Origin of the sequence: Pseudomonas sp. JH-2, assembly GCF_036231725.1 — a bacterium.
Classification (GTDB): domain Bacteria; phylum Pseudomonadota; class Gammaproteobacteria; order Pseudomonadales; family Pseudomonadaceae; genus Pseudomonas; species Pseudomonas delhiensis.
Genome location: NZ_JAZAQP010000026.1, coordinates 1 through 16,386 on the forward strand (window position 1 = coordinate 1; position 16,386 = coordinate 16,386).

The 16,386-nt window shown below is 69.6% G+C and carries 19 protein-coding genes and 2 riboswitches; of the genes, 9 read left to right on the top strand and 10 right to left on the bottom strand.

Annotated features, from left to right (window positions below):
- From ilvD to zapE, 5 genes are all read left to right on the top strand, one after another.
- Positions 1-1,447, top strand: a 1,447-nt coding sequence (gene ilvD / locus VV867_RS18090; protein ID WP_328567174.1) for a dihydroxy-acid dehydratase, incomplete at its 5' end; no start/stop codon positions are given.
- Between the two features lie 43 nt (positions 1,448-1,490).
- A riboswitch (Fluoride riboswitch) is annotated at positions 1,491-1,556 on the top strand.
- 130 nt (positions 1,557-1,686) lie between these two features.
- A complete protein-coding gene (locus VV867_RS18095; protein ID WP_275626754.1) occupies positions 1,687-2,109 on the top strand; it encodes a hypothetical protein in 423 nt (140 codons plus the stop codon).
- On the top strand, positions 2,106-3,266 hold the full coding sequence (gene cfa / locus VV867_RS18100; RefSeq protein WP_328567175.1) for a cyclopropane fatty acyl phospholipid synthase: 1,161 nt from the start codon (positions 2,106-2,108) through the stop codon (positions 3,264-3,266). The genes VV867_RS18095 and cfa overlap by 4 nt, the downstream gene beginning before the upstream one ends.
- Before the next feature lie 40 nt (positions 3,267-3,306).
- The gene (eno, locus tag VV867_RS18105; RefSeq protein ID WP_328567176.1) at positions 3,307-4,590 is read left to right on the top strand and encodes a phosphopyruvate hydratase; all 1,284 of its coding nucleotides are present in this window, start codon (positions 3,307-3,309) and stop codon (positions 4,588-4,590) included.
- Between the two features lie 51 nt (positions 4,591-4,641).
- Positions 4,642-5,730 carry a cell division protein ZapE gene (gene zapE, locus VV867_RS18110; protein WP_328567177.1) on the top strand — a complete coding sequence of 363 codons (1,089 nt, stop codon included), beginning with the start codon at positions 4,642-4,644 and terminating at the stop codon, positions 5,728-5,730.
- 1,021 nt (positions 5,731-6,751) lie between these two features.
- Here the strand turns inward: zapE and VV867_RS18115 are convergent.
- From VV867_RS18115 to VV867_RS18140, 6 genes are all read right to left on the bottom strand, one after another.
- Positions 6,752-7,378 carry a histidine phosphatase family protein gene (locus VV867_RS18115; RefSeq protein WP_275626757.1) on the bottom strand — a complete coding sequence of 209 codons (627 nt, stop codon included), beginning with the start codon at positions 7,376-7,378 and terminating at the stop codon, positions 6,752-6,754.
- 19 nt (positions 7,379-7,397) lie between these two features.
- Complete coding sequence (locus tag VV867_RS18120; protein ID WP_109936948.1) at positions 7,398-7,868, bottom strand: HAD family hydrolase; 471 nt, start codon at positions 7,866-7,868, stop codon at positions 7,398-7,400.
- A 21-nt stretch (positions 7,869-7,889) separates the two neighbouring features.
- On the bottom strand, positions 7,890-8,309 hold the full coding sequence (locus tag VV867_RS18125; RefSeq protein ID WP_109936947.1) for a universal stress protein: 420 nt from the start codon (positions 8,307-8,309) through the stop codon (positions 7,890-7,892).
- Positions 8,306-9,556 carry a cation:proton antiporter gene (locus tag VV867_RS18130; protein WP_109936946.1) on the bottom strand — a complete coding sequence of 417 codons (1,251 nt, stop codon included), beginning with the start codon at positions 9,554-9,556 and terminating at the stop codon, positions 8,306-8,308. Before VV867_RS18130 ends, VV867_RS18125 begins: the two co-directional genes overlap by 4 nt.
- Positions 9,549-9,896, bottom strand: coding sequence for a DUF190 domain-containing protein (locus VV867_RS18135; protein WP_328567178.1), 348 nt, complete (start codon positions 9,894-9,896; stop codon positions 9,549-9,551). Before VV867_RS18135 ends, VV867_RS18130 begins: the two co-directional genes overlap by 8 nt.
- Before the next feature lie 158 nt (positions 9,897-10,054).
- A riboswitch (Fluoride riboswitch) is annotated at positions 10,055-10,116 on the bottom strand.
- A 57-nt stretch (positions 10,117-10,173) separates the two neighbouring features.
- Positions 10,174-10,578 (bottom strand): hypothetical protein, encoded by a 405-nt coding sequence (locus tag VV867_RS18140; RefSeq protein ID WP_328567179.1) that lies wholly within the window; start codon positions 10,576-10,578, stop codon positions 10,174-10,176.
- 375 nt (positions 10,579-10,953) lie between these two features.
- Between VV867_RS18140 and VV867_RS18145 the strand changes: the two genes are divergently transcribed.
- Positions 10,954-11,211, top strand: coding sequence for a hypothetical protein (locus VV867_RS18145; RefSeq protein ID WP_275626761.1), 258 nt, complete (start codon positions 10,954-10,956; stop codon positions 11,209-11,211).
- Between the two features lie 52 nt (positions 11,212-11,263).
- Here the strand turns inward: VV867_RS18145 and VV867_RS18150 are convergent, their stop codons facing one another.
- Positions 11,264-12,010 carry a CatB-related O-acetyltransferase gene (locus tag VV867_RS18150; protein ID WP_328567180.1) on the bottom strand — a complete coding sequence of 249 codons (747 nt, stop codon included), beginning with the start codon at positions 12,008-12,010 and terminating at the stop codon, positions 11,264-11,266.
- A gap of 424 nt (positions 12,011-12,434) precedes the next feature.
- A complete protein-coding gene (locus tag VV867_RS18155) occupies positions 12,435-13,211 on the bottom strand; it encodes an NAD(P)H-dependent oxidoreductase (protein ID WP_328567181.1) in 777 nt (258 codons plus the stop codon).
- Positions 13,212-13,295: 84 nt separating this feature from the next.
- Between VV867_RS18155 and VV867_RS18160 the strand changes: the two genes are divergently transcribed.
- A complete protein-coding gene (locus tag VV867_RS18160) occupies positions 13,296-14,189 on the top strand; it encodes a LysR family transcriptional regulator (RefSeq protein ID WP_328567182.1) in 894 nt (297 codons plus the stop codon).
- An 80-nt stretch (positions 14,190-14,269) separates the two neighbouring features.
- The gene (locus VV867_RS18165; RefSeq protein ID WP_089392393.1) at positions 14,270-14,533 is read left to right on the top strand and encodes a hypothetical protein; all 264 of its coding nucleotides are present in this window, start codon (positions 14,270-14,272) and stop codon (positions 14,531-14,533) included.
- Here the strand turns inward: VV867_RS18165 and VV867_RS18170 are convergent.
- Together VV867_RS18170 and VV867_RS18175 are read right to left on the bottom strand one after the other, a co-directional pair.
- Positions 14,530-15,633 (bottom strand): WD40/YVTN/BNR-like repeat-containing protein, encoded by a 1,104-nt coding sequence (locus VV867_RS18170; protein ID WP_275626765.1) that lies wholly within the window; start codon positions 15,631-15,633, stop codon positions 14,530-14,532. The two genes, VV867_RS18165 and VV867_RS18170, sit on opposite strands and share 4 nt — an antisense overlap.
- A 10-nt stretch (positions 15,634-15,643) precedes the next feature.
- Positions 15,644-15,913 (bottom strand): MoaD/ThiS family protein, encoded by a 270-nt coding sequence (locus VV867_RS18175; RefSeq protein ID WP_328567183.1) that lies wholly within the window; start codon positions 15,911-15,913, stop codon positions 15,644-15,646.
- Positions 15,914-16,089: 176 nt separating this feature from the next.
- On the opposite strand from VV867_RS18175, the gene VV867_RS18180 reads away from it, so the two are divergent.
- Positions 16,090-16,275 carry a hypothetical protein gene (locus tag VV867_RS18180; RefSeq protein ID WP_109936940.1) on the top strand — a complete coding sequence of 62 codons (186 nt, stop codon included), beginning with the start codon at positions 16,090-16,092 and terminating at the stop codon, positions 16,273-16,275.
- Positions 16,276-16,386: the final 111 nt, after the last annotated feature.

Sequence of the window (16,386 nt, forward strand, 5' to 3'; positions counted from 1 at the left end):
GGCCGCCCTGCGCCTGAACATCCCGGTGGTGTTCGTCTCCGGCGGGCCGATGGAAGCCGGCAAGACCAAGCTGGCCAACCATGGCCTGGACCTGATCGACGCCATGGTCGCGGCCGCCGACGACAGCTGCTCCGACGAGAAGGTCGCCGAGTACGAGCGCAGCGCCTGCCCCACCTGCGGCTCCTGCTCCGGCATGTTCACCGCCAACTCGATGAACTGCCTGGTGGAGGCCCTGGGCCTGGCCCTGCCGGGCAACGGCACCACCCTGGCCACCCACGCCGACCGCGAGCAGCTGTTCCTGCGCGCCGGGCGCCTGGCCGTGGAGCTGTGCCAGCGCTACTACGGCGAAGGCGACACCTCGGTGCTGCCGCGCAGCATCGCCAACGTGCTCGCCTTCGAGAACGCCATGAGCCTGGACATCGCCATGGGCGGCTCGACCAACACCATCCTGCACCTGCTGGCCGCCGCCCAGGAAGGCGCGGTGCCCTTCGACCTGCGCGACATCGACCGCCTGTCGCGCAAGGTGCCGCAGCTGTGCAAGGTGGCGCCGAACATCCAGAAGTACCACATGGAAGACGTGCACCGCGCCGGCGGCATCTTCTCCATCCTCGGCGAACTGGCCCGCGGCGGCCTGCTGCACACCGAGGTGCCGACCGTGCACAGCCCTTCGATGAAGGACGCCATCGCCGAGTGGGACATCACCCAGACCTGCGACGAGCGGGTGCACACCTTCTTCCAGGCCGGCCCGGCCGGCATCCCCACCCAGACCGCGTTCAGCCAGAACACCCGCTGGCCGAGCCTGGACGACGACCGCAAGAACGGCTGCATCCGCAGCGTCGAGCACGCCTACTCCGCCGAGGGCGGCCTGGCCATGCTGTACGGCAACATCGCCCTGGACGGCTGCGTGGTGAAGACCGCCGGCGTGGACGAATCCCTCTACGTGTTCGAAGGCAGCGCGAGGATATTCGAGAGCCAGGACGCGGCGGTGAAGGGCATCCTCGCCGACGAAGTGAAGCCGGGCGACATCGTCATCATCCGCTACGAAGGCCCGAAGGGCGGCCCGGGCATGCAGGAGATGCTCTACCCCACCAGCTACCTGAAGTCCAAGGGCCTGGGCAAGCAATGCGCCCTGCTCACCGACGGCCGCTTCTCCGGCGGCACCTCGGGCCTGTCCATCGGCCACGTTTCCCCGGAGGCCGCCGCCGGCGGCGCCATCGGCCTGGTGCGGGACGGCGACCGCATCCTCATCGACATCCCCAACCGCAGCATCGACCTGCTGGTCGGCGACGAGGAACTGGCCGCCCGCCGCGTCGAGCAGGACGGCAAGGGCTGGAAGCCGGCGCAGCCCCGCGCGCGCAAGGTCAGCAGCGCGCTAAAGGCCTACGCGCTGCTGGCAACCAGTGCCGACAAGGGCGCAGTACGCAACAGGGCGCTACTGGAGGACTGAACATCCACCCCGGCGCCTTGCAAGCCTGGAAGCCGGTGATAGAGTTCTCTCAGGAGATGGCATTCTCCGTTAACCGCTGACACGTTCAGCTGATGATGCCTACCGAACCCGCGAAGGCGGGGGCGGTAGGCATTTTCGTATCTACCGCCCCACCTCGCTCAGGTCGTTCCCCCGCCAGCCTCGCTTCGCCGTACGGCACCGGCTGGCTCCGTCACCTGGAGGTACAAGTGGGCACTCCCATGCATGAAGACGCAGCGTGGTCATCGTCGGTGACCAGCCTGGTTTCCGATGACCTGGACGCATTTCTCCAGGCGCTTCCGGCGCACCACGTACTGCTGAAGATCACCTACCCCGCCGCAGCGCAGATCGCCCGCGAGCAACAAGAGCACGTGGCACGGCTGCTGTTCACCCAGGGGCTGAAGCGCTCCGCCCTGCTGGTCGAAAGCGGCGCGCAATGCCTGGTTTTCTCCGAGCCCCGCGAGGCCTGGGATACCTACTGCTGCCTGCGCTTCGCCAGCCTGGCCCTGGAGGTGCGCATCTATCGTGTCGGCTTCTATCGGGAGGCATTGGCCGAGCGACGTGCCCGGGATACGGCACTGTCCCCGCCCGCGCCCTACCGCCTGCCCGCATCGATCGTCGACGGCACGGGGAGCCCGACATGAGCGAGACACTGGGAACCCCGTCGACGGATTCGCAGCCCGGCCCGGACCCGGAGCTGCAGCGGCTAGCCGCCGGCCTGCTGCACAAGGCCGGCATCCAGATCAACGGCCAGCGCCCCTGGGACATGCAGGTGCTGCGCCCGCGCGTGTTCGAGCGCGCGCTGGCCCAGGGCAGCCTGGGCCTGGGCGAAAGCTACATGGACGGCGACTGGGACGCGCAGCACCTGGACGAGTTCTTCCACCGCCTGCTGCGCGCCCGCCTGGACCAGGAGGTCCGGCCCTGGCGCCTGCTCGCCCACGTCCTGCGCTACCGCCTGCTGAACCTGCAGAACAGCCGCCGCGCCTGGCAGGTGGGCCGGCGCCACTACGACCTGGGCAACGAACTCTACCGGGCCATGCTCGACTCGCGCATGACCTACAGCTGCGGCTACTGGGAAACCGCCAGCACCCTGGAGCAGGCCCAGGAGGCCAAGCTGGAGCTGATCTGCCGCAAGCTGCGGCTGGAGCCGGGCATGCGCCTGCTGGACATCGGCTGCGGCTGGGGCAGCCTGATGGCCTATGCCGCCCAGCACCACGGCGTGGAATGCGTGGGCGTGACCGTGTCCCAGGAGCAGGCGAACTGGGCCAGCGACCGCTACCGCGACCTGCCGGTGGAGTTCCGCCTGCAGGACTACCGCACCCTGACCGGCAGGTTCGACCGCATCGCCAGCGTCGGCATGTTCGAGCACGTCGGCCACAAGAACCACCGCGCCTTCATGCAGGTGGCCCAGCGCTGCCTGGCCGACGACGGCCTGTTCCTGCTGCACACCATCGGCAAGAACACCCGCCACGGGCGGCCCGACCCATGGATCGACCGCTACATCTTCCCCAACGGCGACCTGCCCTCCATCGGCCAGCTCGGCGACGCCGCCGACGGCCTCTTCGTGGTCGAGGACCTGCACAACTTCGGCGCCTGCTACGACCGCACGCTCATGGCCTGGCACGCCAACTTCGAAGCGGCCTGGCCGCGTTTCTCGGCGCTGGGCGAGCGCTTCCGGCGCATGTGGCGCTACTACCTGCTGTCCTGCGCCGGCGCCTTCCGCGCCCGCGATATCCAGCTGTGGCAGTGGGTGCTGTCCAGGCGCGGGGTGGCCGGCGGCTACCTGCGCCCGCAGTTGTGAGGGGCCCCCTCATGCATTCGAACGAACCAAGGAGAGCGGCATGGCCATCCTGATCCAGCAGATAGACGCCCGGGAAATCCTCGACTCCCGCGGCAACCCCACGGTGGAGGTCGACGTGACCCTGGAGGACGGCGCCCGCGGGCGCGCCTCGGTGCCCTCGGGGGCCTCCACCGGCAAGCACGAGGCGGCGGAACTGCGCGACTGCGACCCGGCGCGCTACGCCGGCAAGGGCGTGCTGCGCGCGGTGCACAACATCCGCGGCGAAATCGCCCCGCTGCTGCGCGGCCACGACGCCAGCGAGCAGACGGCGGTCGACCTGGCGATGCTGCAGTGCGACGGCACGCCGAACAAGGCGCGCCTGGGCAGCAACGCCATCCTCGGCGTCAGCCTGGCGGTGGCCCGCGCGGCGGCGGCGGCGGCCGGCATGCCGCTGTTCCGCTACCTCGGCGGCGACCAGGCCAGGCGCATGCCGGTGCCCATGTTCAACGTGCTCAACGGCGGCGTGCACGCCCACTGGCAGGGCACCGACTTCCAGGAATTCATGATCGTCCCCTCCGGCGCCGGCAGCTTCCGCGAGGCGCTGCGCTGGGGCGCGGAAATCTACCGGCAGCTGCGCACCCTGCTGGAGGCCAGGGGCTTCTCCACCTCGGTGGGCGACGAAGGCGGCTTCGCCCCGCCGCTGAAGTACAACGCCGAGGCCCTCGACCTGCTGATGAAAGCCATCGAGGCCGCCGGCTACCGCCCCGGCGAGCAGGTCCAGCTGGCCATCGACCCGGCGCCCAGCGCCCTCTACGAGAACGGCTTCTACCGCCTGCACAGCGAAGGCCGCCTGCTGGACGCCGACGAGATGATCGGGCTGTACGCCGACTGGGTGGAACGCTACCCCATCGTGGTGCTGGAAGACGGCCTGGCCGAGGACGACTGGGAAGGCTGGAAGCGCCTGACCGAGGCGCTGGGCCAGCGCATCGAGCTGGTCGGCGACGACCTCTTCGTGACCAGCGCCGAACGCATCCGCCGCGGCATCCGCGAACGCACCGCCAATGCCGTGCTGATCAAGCCCAACCAGATCGGCACCCTCAGCGAAACCCGCACCACCGTGCTGCTGGCCCACAACAACGGCTGGGGCGCGATGGTCTCGCACCGCAGCGGCGAGACCGTCGACAGCTTCATCGCCGACCTCACCGTGGCCTTCGGCACCGGCCACCTGAAGGCCGGCGCGCCCTGCCGCGGCGAGCGGGTGGAGAAGTACAACCAGTTGCTGCGCATCGAGGAAATGCTCGGCGGCACCGCCCACTACGCCGGCCGCCAGGCCTTCGTCCACTAAAGGGGCAAAGGGGCGCCTCGCGCCCCCGCGCCACCCGAGCAGAGGTGAAGCATGAGCGCCGCCGACCGTCTGGCCGCCCCGGAATCGATCGCCGAACGCATCCTCCGGCATTTCCGGGTGGCCCTGGAGGAGCGCGGCTACCGCGCCGACCCTCAGCAGCAACACGCCATCGAGCACCTGGCCAACTGGCTGGAACACTTCCTCCAGGCCCGCCACGCCTGGTTCCACAAGCCCACCGCCGGCGTCTACCTGTGGGGCGACGTGGGCCGCGGCAAGAGCTTCGTGATGGACGCCTTCTTCGCCGCGGCCCCGCTGCAGGCCAAGCGGCGCGTGCACTTCCACGCCTTCCTGGACGAAATGCAGGCGCGCCTGCAGGCCTTCGCCGGCCAGGCCGAACCGCTGGCGAAGAGCGCCCGCTGCATCGCCGGGGAAACCCGCCTGCTGTGCTTCGACGAATTCCACGTGCACGACATCGGTGACGCCATGCTGCTGGGGCCGATGCTGCAACAGCTGGTGGACCGCGGCGTCGGCCTGGTGTGCACCTCCAACTACCCGCCGGCCGGGCTGTGCGCGGACCCGCTGTACGGCGAGCGCCTGCGCCCCGTGGTCGGCTTGATCGAAAGCCGCTTCGAGGTGCTGGCGCTGGACAACGGCGAGGACTACCGGCGCCGGCTGACGCCGCTGGACGCCTGGGGCAGCTACCTGTGGCCCGCCACCGCCGACGACCCGGCGCCGCTGCGCGAGCGCTTCGGCCTGGGCCCGCAGGCCCGCTTCGACCAGGTGCTGCAGGTCAACCACCACCCGCTGTGCGTGCGCGCCCACGACGACGACCACGCCTGGCTCGACTTCGCCGAACTGTTCGAACGCCCGCACTCGGCGGCCGACTACCTGTGGCTGATCGAACGCTTCCCGTACCTGGCGGTCAGCGGCCTGGAACCGCTGCAGGGCTACCCCGACGACGTCGCCAGGCGCTTCCTGAACTTCATCGACATCGCCTACGACAAGCGCCTGAAGCTGCAGCTCTACGCCACGGTGCCGCTGGAACGGCTGGCCAGCGGCAGCACCACCCTGGACTTCGAGCGCACCCTCAGCCGCCTGCGGCAGATGACGCCGGTGCCGCTGGCGGCGGCTGCACCGTAGGGCGGATAACCGTTCGCGGTTATCCGCCGTTGGCCGTGCCACCGGGGCGTCCGGCGTGGCCGATGCCAATCGCGGACGGAGTCCGCTCCTACGCCCGTGCTTCCTGGAACCGCCGAGGTGCTCTTCGTAGGAGCGAGCTTGCTCGCGAACGGTGTTTCCCGGTGCCGTAGGTGCCGGGTTTAAGAGCCCCTCTCCCCAGCCCTCTCCCTGAAGGGAGAGGGGGCTAGTCCGTGCCGAGATAAGGAATGGTTTCAGCCGGAAACCACCTTGCTTGCCGGCTGACTCGGGAAAACCAGACCGCTCCGAACAGTCCCCTCTCCCTTCGGGGCGGGGCGCGCAGCCGAGGGTTAGGGAGAGGGAAAGGCGTCCAGCCAAAACACCGCAGTCACAGGTGAGCACCGTTCGCGAGCAAGCTCGCTCCTACGAAAAGCCGTGCGTCCTGGAACCGTAGGAGCGGACTCCGTCCGCGATCATGGCGGATAACGCCGTAGGCGTTATGCGCCCTACGCCAAGCCCTCCCATACCGTAGGGCGAATAACCGTTCGCGGTTATCCGCCGTTGGCCGTGCTACCGGGGCGTCCGGCGTGGCCGATGCCAATCGCGGACGGAGTCCGCTCCTACGCCCGTGCTTCCTGGAACCGCCGAGGTGCTCTTCGTAGGAGCGAGCTTGCTCGCGAACGGTGTTTCCCGGTGCCGTAGGTGCCGGGTTTAAGAGCCCCTCTCCCCAGCCCTCTCCCTGAAGGGAGAGGGGGCTAGTCCGTGCCGAGATAAGGAATGGTTTCAGCCGGAAACCACCTTGCTTGCCGGCTGACTCGGGAAAACCAGACCGCTCCGAACAGTCCCCTCTCCCTTCGGGGCGGGGCGCGCAGCCGAGGGTTAGGGAGAGGGAAAGGCGTCCAGCCAAAACACCGCAGTCACAGGTGAGCACCGTTCGCGAGCAAGCTCGCTCCTACGAAAAGCCGTGCGTCCTGGAACCGTAGGAGCGGACTCCGTCCGCGATCATCCGTCGTTGAAAACAGCCTCAACCCTCAGCCTTCACCCCGGCCAGATGGTAGGTCTCGTTGAGCCGGTGCAGCGTGAAGACGTCATTCTCCACGACCAACTCGTTGACGCAGCAAGGCTCCTGCTTCAGCCGCCAGTAGCGCGCCAGCGGCAGGCCCAGGGCCTGCAGCAGCAGGACGCGGTTGATGCTGTCGTGCCCCACCAGCACCAGTGTCTGCCCGGCATGTTGCCGCAACACCTCGCGCAACACACGGGTACCCCTGGCCAGCACGTCGGCCAGGCTCTCGCCATCGGGGATGGCCGCCAGGTCCGGCGCCTCCAGCCAGATGCGGTGCTCCTCCGGCCAGCGGGCGCGCACTTCGTCGTGGGTCAGGCCCTGCCACTGGCCGTAGTCGGTGTCGGCCAGGCCTTCCAGGGCCTGCGCCGGGGCGCCGGTGGCGCGGGCGATGGCGGCGCCGGTGTCGATGCAGCGCGACAGCGGGCTGGTGTAGATCGCCACCGGCTGCCAGCTTTCCGCGATGCGCCGGGCCACCGCCTCGGCCTGGCGCCGGCCCAGCGCCGACAGCGGCAGTTCGGCGCGGCCGCGGAAGCGCTCCGGGGCGATCCAGTCCACGTGGCCGTGGCGGGTCAGAATGATCCTTGTCATCGTCCTACTCCTGTCAGGTTCAGCAACGCAGGCTGGCAATGATGCGCTGCGGGTGGCTCAGCATATCCAGCGCCGAAAGGATGTCCAGGGCGACCAGGTCCGCCGAGCCGATGGCCACCGAGGAAGCGCCCTCCGGGCCGATCACCGCGATGCCCAGGGCCGACTGCTGCAACATGTAGCGGTCGTTGCTGCCGTTGCCGATGGCCACCACGCCGTGCAGGCCCAGGGTGCGCAGGTAGTCCTCCTTGGAAATGGCCTGGTCCTTCTCGGACAGCACCAGCAGGTTCACCTCCAGCGCCGCCAGTTCCGCCTCGGCGCTGCCGAAGGTGTCGCCGGTGACCACGTGCAGGGCCAGCTTCCGGCCCAGCACCTCCAGGCGCTCGGCCACCCCGTCGATCAGCCGGCCATCCACGGCCAGGGTGCCGTTGTAGTCGCAGATCATGTGTTTCAACTGCAAGCTGCCCACGCCGGGAATGTCGATCTGCAGCATGTCGTTTCCTCCTCCTGCCGCTCAGCCGCGGATGACCGTGACCGCGCAGGGCGCGTGGTCGATCACCTGGCGCGCCACCGAGCCCAGCAGCCAGCGCTCGAACCCCGAGTGGCCGCGGTGGCCGATGACGATGTGGTCGATGTGGTGCTCCTCGGCATAGCGCACGATCTGCTCGGCCGGGCGCCCCACCGAGACGTGGGTGGTCGGCCGCTCCTCCACCGGCATGCGGCTGTAGCCCAGCAGCTTGAAGGCGTGGTGGAAGTGCGTGCGGGAGCGCTCGATCACCGCCTCGGTCTCCACCTCGTCGCCGAACTCCGGCGGTTGCGCCACCGAGAGGATGTGCAGGCTGGCGCCAAAGCGCTCGGCCAGGTCGTTGGCGAAGTTCAGGGCCAGCTCCGCCGCCGTGGAAGCGTCGTAGGCCACCAGGATGCGCTTGATCATGCTTCACCTCCTCTGCGCCGCGTCTGCGGGCGCAAGTCGTCTTGGTGCGCAGGTTGCGGGGCTTGCGCCGGCGGGCCGGCGGCCTCCTCCGGGTCGTCCCTGGGCAGCAGGTGCCGGGGCAGGAAGAAGGCGTTGGCGATCAGCGTCGGCACCACCGCGCTGCCGATCACCGCGGCCACCAGCGCCGAGTACTGGCCCTGGTCGATCAGCCCGTGGGCCAGGCCGAACAGCGCCGAGATGGTGCCGAAGGTCAGCCCGGTGGACATCAGCAGGGTGGTGTAGGCCCCTTCCCGGCGCGGCGAGCCGTAGAACAGGCAGGTGGGGTACACGCCCACCAGCTTGGTGAGCATCTTCACCAGCAGCAGCAACACGAAGGCCGCGGGCGCCGCGGCCAGCGCCGGCAGCGACACCAGCGAGCCGGCGCGGATGAAGTAGAACGGCGTCAGCAGGCCGAAGGTCAGGGTGCGCAGGCGGCGGATCAGCGCGTGGTCCTTGCCCACGGTGCCGGCCAGCACCATGCCGATCAGGTAGGCCGGCAGCACCGCCTCGCTGTCGGCCCAGGTCGCCGCCGCGCCCAGGGCGAACAGGCAGAACATGAGGAACTTGGCCTCCAGTTCCGAGGGGCGGCCGCCGAAGCGCCGGAAGAAGCGCGGGGTGATCCACGGCAGCAGCAGCGCGGCCAGGACCAGGATGCCGGCGAAACCGGCGGTCCTCAGGGTGAAGGGGGCGAAGATCAGCCCCAGGGCGATCACCGTGGCCAGGTCGTTGACGAAGCAGGCCGCCAGCACGATCTTGCCGTACTCGCTGGTGTTCAGCCCCAGCTCCAGCATCACCGCGTAGACCACCGCCACCGAGGTGGTGGACATGGCGATGCCGGCCAGCCAGCTGGCCTGCGCATCCCAGCCCAGGCCCCAGCGCGCCAGCGCCGCGCAGCCGATGAAGGGCACCACGAAGCCGACCAGGCCGATCACCGTGGCCTGCTTCCAGTGGCTGCGGAACACCTTCGGGTCCAGCTCGGCGCCGGCCAGGAAGGTCAGCAGGATGGCCCCGGCGCCGGAGAGGAACTTGATCCAGCTGGCGTCGCCCTGCAGCACCGCCATGCCCAGCAGCGCGCCGATGATCAGCTGGGCGATGGTCCCGACGACGATCTCCGACAGCGCCGTGGCGATGCGCAGGAAGATCGACACCAGCGTCGCCAGCAACGCCAGCCCCAGCCACAGGGCGGCCTGGGCCCATATCTCAGTCATGGCGGCCTCCGTTGGCGGGCTCGTCGTCCTCGCCCAGTACGCCGAACTCGACGGGGGTCTTCACGTACACCAGCTTCAGGTGTTCCTCGGCCAGGCGCGTGAAGATCCGCTGCATTTCCGCCTCGGTGACCATCATCACCACCTCCAGAGGCTGGTCGGCCGGCTCGAAGAAGCGCGCGGCATGCATCCGGTGGTGGTGACCGAACCCCTCCTTGGCGGCCAGCAGGGTGGCGCCATGCACGCCCAGGCGCAGCGCCTCGGCCATCAGCCACTCGGCAACGGGCTGGTGGTGGACCTTGCGGTCCTGCTGGGTGAAGAAGGTCAGCTGGTAGCCCTTCATGGCGCACCCTCCCCCGCCGGCGGGCGGCGGCGCAGCACGGCGTACCGGCTTGCGGGAAGCGGGGTGCGGAAGGCGGCGGAACGGGACGGGTCGGGCATGTGCGCTGTCCATGGGCAGACCATGGACAGCAGAACAATGCCTACGCCGCCCATGGAGGGTTATGCGTAGGCATCATCAGCCGGGGGGCGGTTAGAGGAAGAATGCCATCTCCTGGTTAACGACATTAGCAAAGCCTTGGAAAAATGCACGCGGTCGGCGACGGCCGCGCAGGCCTGGCCTAGTGGCTGCCGCCCAGCAGGTCGAAGGAATCCAGCAGGCGCCAGGCGATTTCCGGGGTGCGCTCCAGGCCCCGGCGGATGGCCGCGGGGATGGCCTGGCGGGTCTTGCGGCACAGGCCGGGCTGCCCGGCGATGCGGATGTCCAGGCCGCGCATGCTGCGCACCTCGTTGAAACCGGGGGCGATGCTCAGGCGCAGGCCGAGCTGCTCGTACATGCGCTGCTGCATGTGCTGCAGGTCGGCCAGGTCCTTGAGCTGCTCCAGGCGCTGCAGCAGGCGCTGCTCTTCCTGGCGGGTGAGCAGGAGGATGCGGATGTCGCCGTGGGGCTCGGCCAGCAATGCCTCGCGCCCGCAATCGCAGGCGCCCGGCGGGCAGGGTTGGCGGAGGGGGAGCTGGCCGTTCATGGCCCCGAGCATAGCGATTCGCCGCGGGCGGCGCCCCTGCCCCGCGTAAAAATTCCCACGCTGAATTCGCCTTGAGGTCCTACGAGGGCGCTGGATAGATTCCGCCCTGCCGCAGCCTTGCTGTGGCCGGGGGTAGGATCCCGTTGCGGAGGGTGGTGCGTCATAGCCGTGAGCGCAGTCGGTCCATCGTTGTGTGCACTCACGTTCCGTGGCGGGCCGTCCGGGGAGGCCTTCGGGCCTGCCGTCTTCTTTCGCAACGGTATCCTACCCCCGTACGGTCCGCCTCCCTTTTCCGGGAGGCGGCTCTTGATCCCGCTCAGGAGCAATGGAACATGCACTATCCGTACTTCGCCCTCCACACCCAGGAGGCGCGCCATGTCTGATCTGCAACCCCTCACCAACCTGGCCCAGCCCCACGACGACGTACTGTTCGTCGACGCCGGCGCCCCCGCCCAGCACCTGTTCGAAGCCGCCGAGCGCCGCCTGGTGGCCCTGGAAGACCTGCTGTGCCTGCTGGCGGACTGCCCCGACGAAATGCCGCTGGTGCAGGGCCAGGCCCGCCTGGTCTCGGCCCTGCTGCCGATGGCGGCGGAAGCGCGGCAGCTCTACCAGTTGGCCCAGGACCGGCGCTGAGCGCCCCGGGCGTTCCGTACGGGGCGGCGCAGCGCTGCCGCTCCGTACCGGGCTAGCCGGCGCCCTCGGACAGCAGGCGGCAGCCCTGGCGGCGGATCTCGATGTTCGGGTAGACCGGCGAGCGCGCCTCGCCGCTGGCGCGCAGGGCCTCCACACGCTCCAACGCTTCTTCGATGCGCGACAACGGCAAGGCGGCGATCTGCGCCGGCGCCAGGTCCCACCAGCGACTGGCCAGCAGGCGCTCGCAGATTTCCGGCGGGAAGCGGTAGCGCACCACCTTCGCCGGCGAGCCGGCGACTATGGCGTAAGGCGGCACGTCGCGGGTCACCACGGACATGGCCGCCACCACGGCGCCATCGTGGACCTTCACCCCGCTCATCACCACCGCCCCCTCGCCGATGAAGGCGTCGTTGCCGATCCAGGTATCGGCGTCGGTGTCCTCGTAGCGCTGGCGTGGCGTGTCGTAGCGGTCGAACACCCCAGGCTCGTACTGCACCGAGCTGGTGCTCAGCCAGTCCATCGGGTGCGCACGGGCGGCCAGGCCGACACGGCAGTGCTGGCCGGTGGAGCTGAAGCGGCCGATGTGCGAGATGCGGTGGAAGCTGCTGGCGCGGATGGTGGAGAAGGCGCCGATGCGCATCTCGTCGCGGTAGATCTTGAACTCCGCCTCGCCGATGCTGCCGGGCGCCTCGACCAGCAGGCGCTTCCCGCGCCCCAGGCGGCTGACGCCGCTGCGGAATTCGATGTCGTGCTCTTCCAGCCAGTGCTTCCAGCGGCTGTTGCGCCAGCTCTTCAACATGGGTCCGTGGTCCTTTTGTATTTTTTCCGATACGGACCTCTGACAGGCGGGATACGTGCAAGGTTCGGTTGAAGTGAATTGCGGGGGTGTGAGTTGCTTTTCGTAGGAGCGAGCTTGCTCGCGAACGGTGCTCACCGGTGACTTCGGTGTTTCGGTCTGGCGCCTTTCCCTCTCCCTAACCCTCTCCCTGAAGGGAGAGGGGACCGTTCGGTGCGGTCTGCTTTTCCCGAGTCAGCCGGCAGGCAAGGTGGTTTCCGGCTGAAACCATTCCTTATCTCGGCACGGTCTAGCCCCCTCTCCCTTCAGGGAGAGGGCTGGGGAGAGGGGACCGTGGTCAAAGCCCATGCAGCGAAGTGGCCGGTTCACGCCGTTCGCGAGCAAGCTCGCTCCTACGAAAAGCGGTGCACCGCCCCCATCGAGACTGTCACCCCAGATGCGCAGCAAAGCCAGTCAACTGCGGTGCAATATCCTCACGCAAGGTCAGCGCGGGTATCTCGTAGTCCCCTGCGTTCTGCCGGCGGAACGGGAGGGGCGTGGTGCTGAACAGCCTGTCCAGGCGCTCGCCATAGGCCTGCTCGATGGCGGCGTAGCGGGCCTCGTCCATGCGCCCGGCGCGGTACACCAGGAACGCCGGCAGCACCTCGAAGCCCGGGTAGTAGAGGATGCCGTGGTGGATGGGGAACAGCAGGTCGTCGATCGGCCCGTTGATGCCACGGGCGCTGTAGTGCGACTCCCAGCCGCCGGTGGTGACCACCAGCATGGCGCGCTTGCCGGCCAGGCTGCCCTCGCCGTAGCGGTCGCCCCAGCGCGCATCGGAGTGCTCGCCCACGCCGTAGGCGAAGCCATAGGCGTACACGCGCTCGACCCAGCCCTTGAGGATGGCCGGCATGGAGAACCACCACAGCGGGAACTGCAGGATCAGCGCGTCGGCCCAGCGCAGCTTGGCCTGCTCGGCGGCGATGTCGGCGCTCTGCCGGCCGCCGGCGTAGGCGCGGCGGGAATCCTCGGAGGGGTCGAAGCGCCCGGCCGCCGCGCCGTCCAGGCTGTCGGCTGCATCCAGCGGGGCCTTCCAGCCCATGGCGTAGAGGTCGGACACCTGCACCTGGTGGCCGGCGGCCTGCAGGCGGCGCACGGCGAAGTCCTTGAGCGAGCCGTTGAGCGAGCGGGGTTCGGGGTGGGCATAGACGATGAGGATGTTCATGGCGGTCTCCAAAAGGTGGATGGCCGCAGCATGGCGTTGCCCACGGTATAGTGGAAATGAATATCCATTACACCAGGTATAGTCATGACCAATCTGCGCACCCTGGACCTGAACCTGCTGGTGACCCTCGACGTGCTGCTGGCCGAGCACAACGTCACCCGCGCCGCGCAGCGCCTGCACTTCTCCCAGCCCTCGGTGAGCGTGCAGCTGGCCAGGCTGCGCGAACTGTTCGACGACCCGCTGCTGCTGCCCGGCCCCCGCGGCATGCGCCCCACCGCCCGCGCCGAGGCGCTGCGCGAGCCCCTGCGCCAGGCCCTGGCGGCGCTGGAGCGGGCGGTGGCGCCGAGCGAGCCGTTCGACCCCGGCACCGCGAACAACACCTGGCGCCTGGTGGCCTCCGACTACAGCGAGGCCACCGTGGTGCTGCCGGCCCTGCGCGGCCTGCGCGAGGCGGCGCCGGGCACGCGCCTGGCGCTGTTGCCGCTGCTGCCGGCGCTGATCGTCAGGCAGCTGGAACAGGGCGACGCCGACCTGGTGTTCCACACCACCGAGGACGCTCCCGAAGGGCTGCGCCGGCGCCCGCTGTTCCAGGAACGCTACGTGCTGGTCGGCCGCGCCGGCCACCCGCGGCTGAAACGCCGGCCCAGCCTGGATCGGTTCTGCCAGCTGGAGCAGGTGATCGTCTCGCCGGACGGCGGCGGCTTCCACGGCCCCACCGACAAGGCCCTGGCCGGGCTGGGCCGCGAGCGCCGGGTGGTACTGTCGGTGCCGCACTTCCAGTTCGTCGCCCCGGTGCTGGCCAGCACCGACCTGGTGGCCATGCTGCCGCAACGCCTGGTGCGCCCGGACAGCGGCCTGCGCATGGTGGAAGCGCCGCTGGAGGTGCCGGGGTACGAGATGTCGATGCTCTGGCACGAACGCGCGCACCGCGACCCGGCGCACCAGTGGCTGCGGGGGTTCATCGCCGCGGCGGTGTGACGGCCTACCGCTCGGCCGGCCGCCGCCGCCGACGCCTTCAGCGGCGTAGGCTGGTGCGAGAACAAGAGGAGGAAACGAGCATGCGGCAGCACAGCCACCCGGATTTCCACCTGCACGAGGCGCGCCGCGCCATGCTGCTGCGCTGGGCGCAGATGGCGCAATGGTTCGGCCTGGTGATGATCCTGCTGACCATTGGCCTGGCGGCCCTGGGCGACAGCCTGGACGATCCCACCGGCACGAGCATCATCACCCTTTGCGGGGTATTGGGCCTGGCGGCGCTGATCCCGGCGCGGATGGTCCTGGCGCACTACCAGAAGCAGGACGAACGCGACGGCCGGCCCTAGCCGAAACGCACGCAGTAGATCGGCGGCAGGTGCGCGGACAGGCATTCCCAGCGCTCGCCGCCATCCTCCGACAGCCACAGGCCGCCGGTGGTCGAACCCATGGCCAGGCGTTCGCCGTCGTCGTCCACGGCCAGGCCGTGGCGGTACACCAGGTCGTAGCACGGGCCCTGGGGCAGGCCATGGTCCAGGGCCTGGAAGCTCTTGCCGCCATCCTCCGTGCGGTTGACCAGCAGGCGCCCGGCCACCGGGATGCGGCAGACGTCCCTGACCGCCGGGACGAACCAGGCGGTGTCCGGCCGGGTGGGATGCACGGCCACGGCGAAGCCGAAGCTGGAAGGCCGGGCCGGCACGTCGCGCCAGTGAACGCCGCCATCGCTGGAGGTGAAGATGCCGTTGTGGTGCTGCACCCACAGCCGGTCCGGCTGCGCCGGGCAATGCACCAGGCGGTGCGGATCCTGGATGGCGCCGTCCTCGCGCAGCTCCGGCGGCATGTAGTCGGCGTACATGCCGGCGGTGGTGTTGCGCCAGCTGGCGCCTTCGTCGTGGCTCTGCCAGACGCCGCCGCAGGACACGCCGACGGTGAGGTGGCGGCTGTCACGCGGGTCGACGCTGACGGAGTGGATGCCCGGCCAGTCGTAGCCGCCGCCGAACCAGCGGGCGCGCTCGGGGCGGTCCCACAGCGGGCGGTTGAGCGTCCAGCTGTCGCCACGGTCGTCGCTGCGGAACAGGCCGCCGGGAATGGTCCCGGCCCAGAGGGTGCCGGCCTGGTCGGTGCCGCCGGTCTCCAGGCACCAGATCAGTTGCAGGCTCCAGGGCGCCTGGGGAGCGTCGCCTTCGGCCGGCTCGGGCAAGGCGTCCGGCTGCGGCGGGTAGACCGGCACCGCGCATTCCTGCCAGTCGGCGCCGCTGGGCTTGCGCCACAGCTTGCAGCCGAAGTGGCCCAGGTCCAGCGCCGCGTAGAGGGTGTCGTCGCGGGGGTCGGCCAGCAGCATGTTCACCGGCTCGCCGAGGAAGTCCTGGCCCGCCTCGTGCCAGGCGCCACGGTCGTTGAGAAAGGTGAACAGGCCCTTGCGCGTGGCCACCAGCAGTCGATCGTCCATGCTTCCTCCTTCAGCCACCCGACAGCGCCTGCACCACGTACACCTCGCTGTCGGCCGCCAGGGCATCGCCCAGGCCATGGCGGTCGCGCAGGCGCAGGCCGTCGATGAACACGGTGACATGCCGGCGCAGGCCGCCCTGGTCGTCCAGCAGGTAGCCGCGCAGGCGCGGGTGCCGAGCGAACACGCCTTCCAGCAGGCCGCCGAGGGTGGTGCCGGGCAGGTCCTGCTCGGGTACCTCGACGTGGCGCTGGATGGACGGGGCGAAGACGATGTGGGCCATGGGCTGCGCGGCTTGACGGGTTTCGCTCAGTTTAGGCGGCAGGGCCGGCGCCGGCGGCGCGGATCGACCGGGCGGCAATCAGTTTCGATTTCGCTCAACTGAGTTCCACTAGATTCACATTTAAAGCACCCATCGCCTGTGCCAGTCTCCGGGCATCGTCCTCCACGCAGCCACCCATGCACCTTCTGCAACAGCACTTCGCCGCCGCCAGCGCCTCCGCCCCCCGGGCAGAGCCCCTGCGCCTGCCGCGCGAACGCTGCCGCTGGCTGCGCCTGCAACCCCTCTCGCTGCCGCTGGAGCTGGCCTTCTGGGCGCTCTGGCACTGCCGCCACGCGCGTCCACCGGATAGCGCCGCACGCTGACGGGCGCCCCGCGCCCGGCCCTTCGCCGGCACTACGCTGAACACAAGCGACACACGCTCCGCGTCCAGCCGTAGCCATAGCATCGCCTGCCCCGCCGCAGCCCGGCCGTGC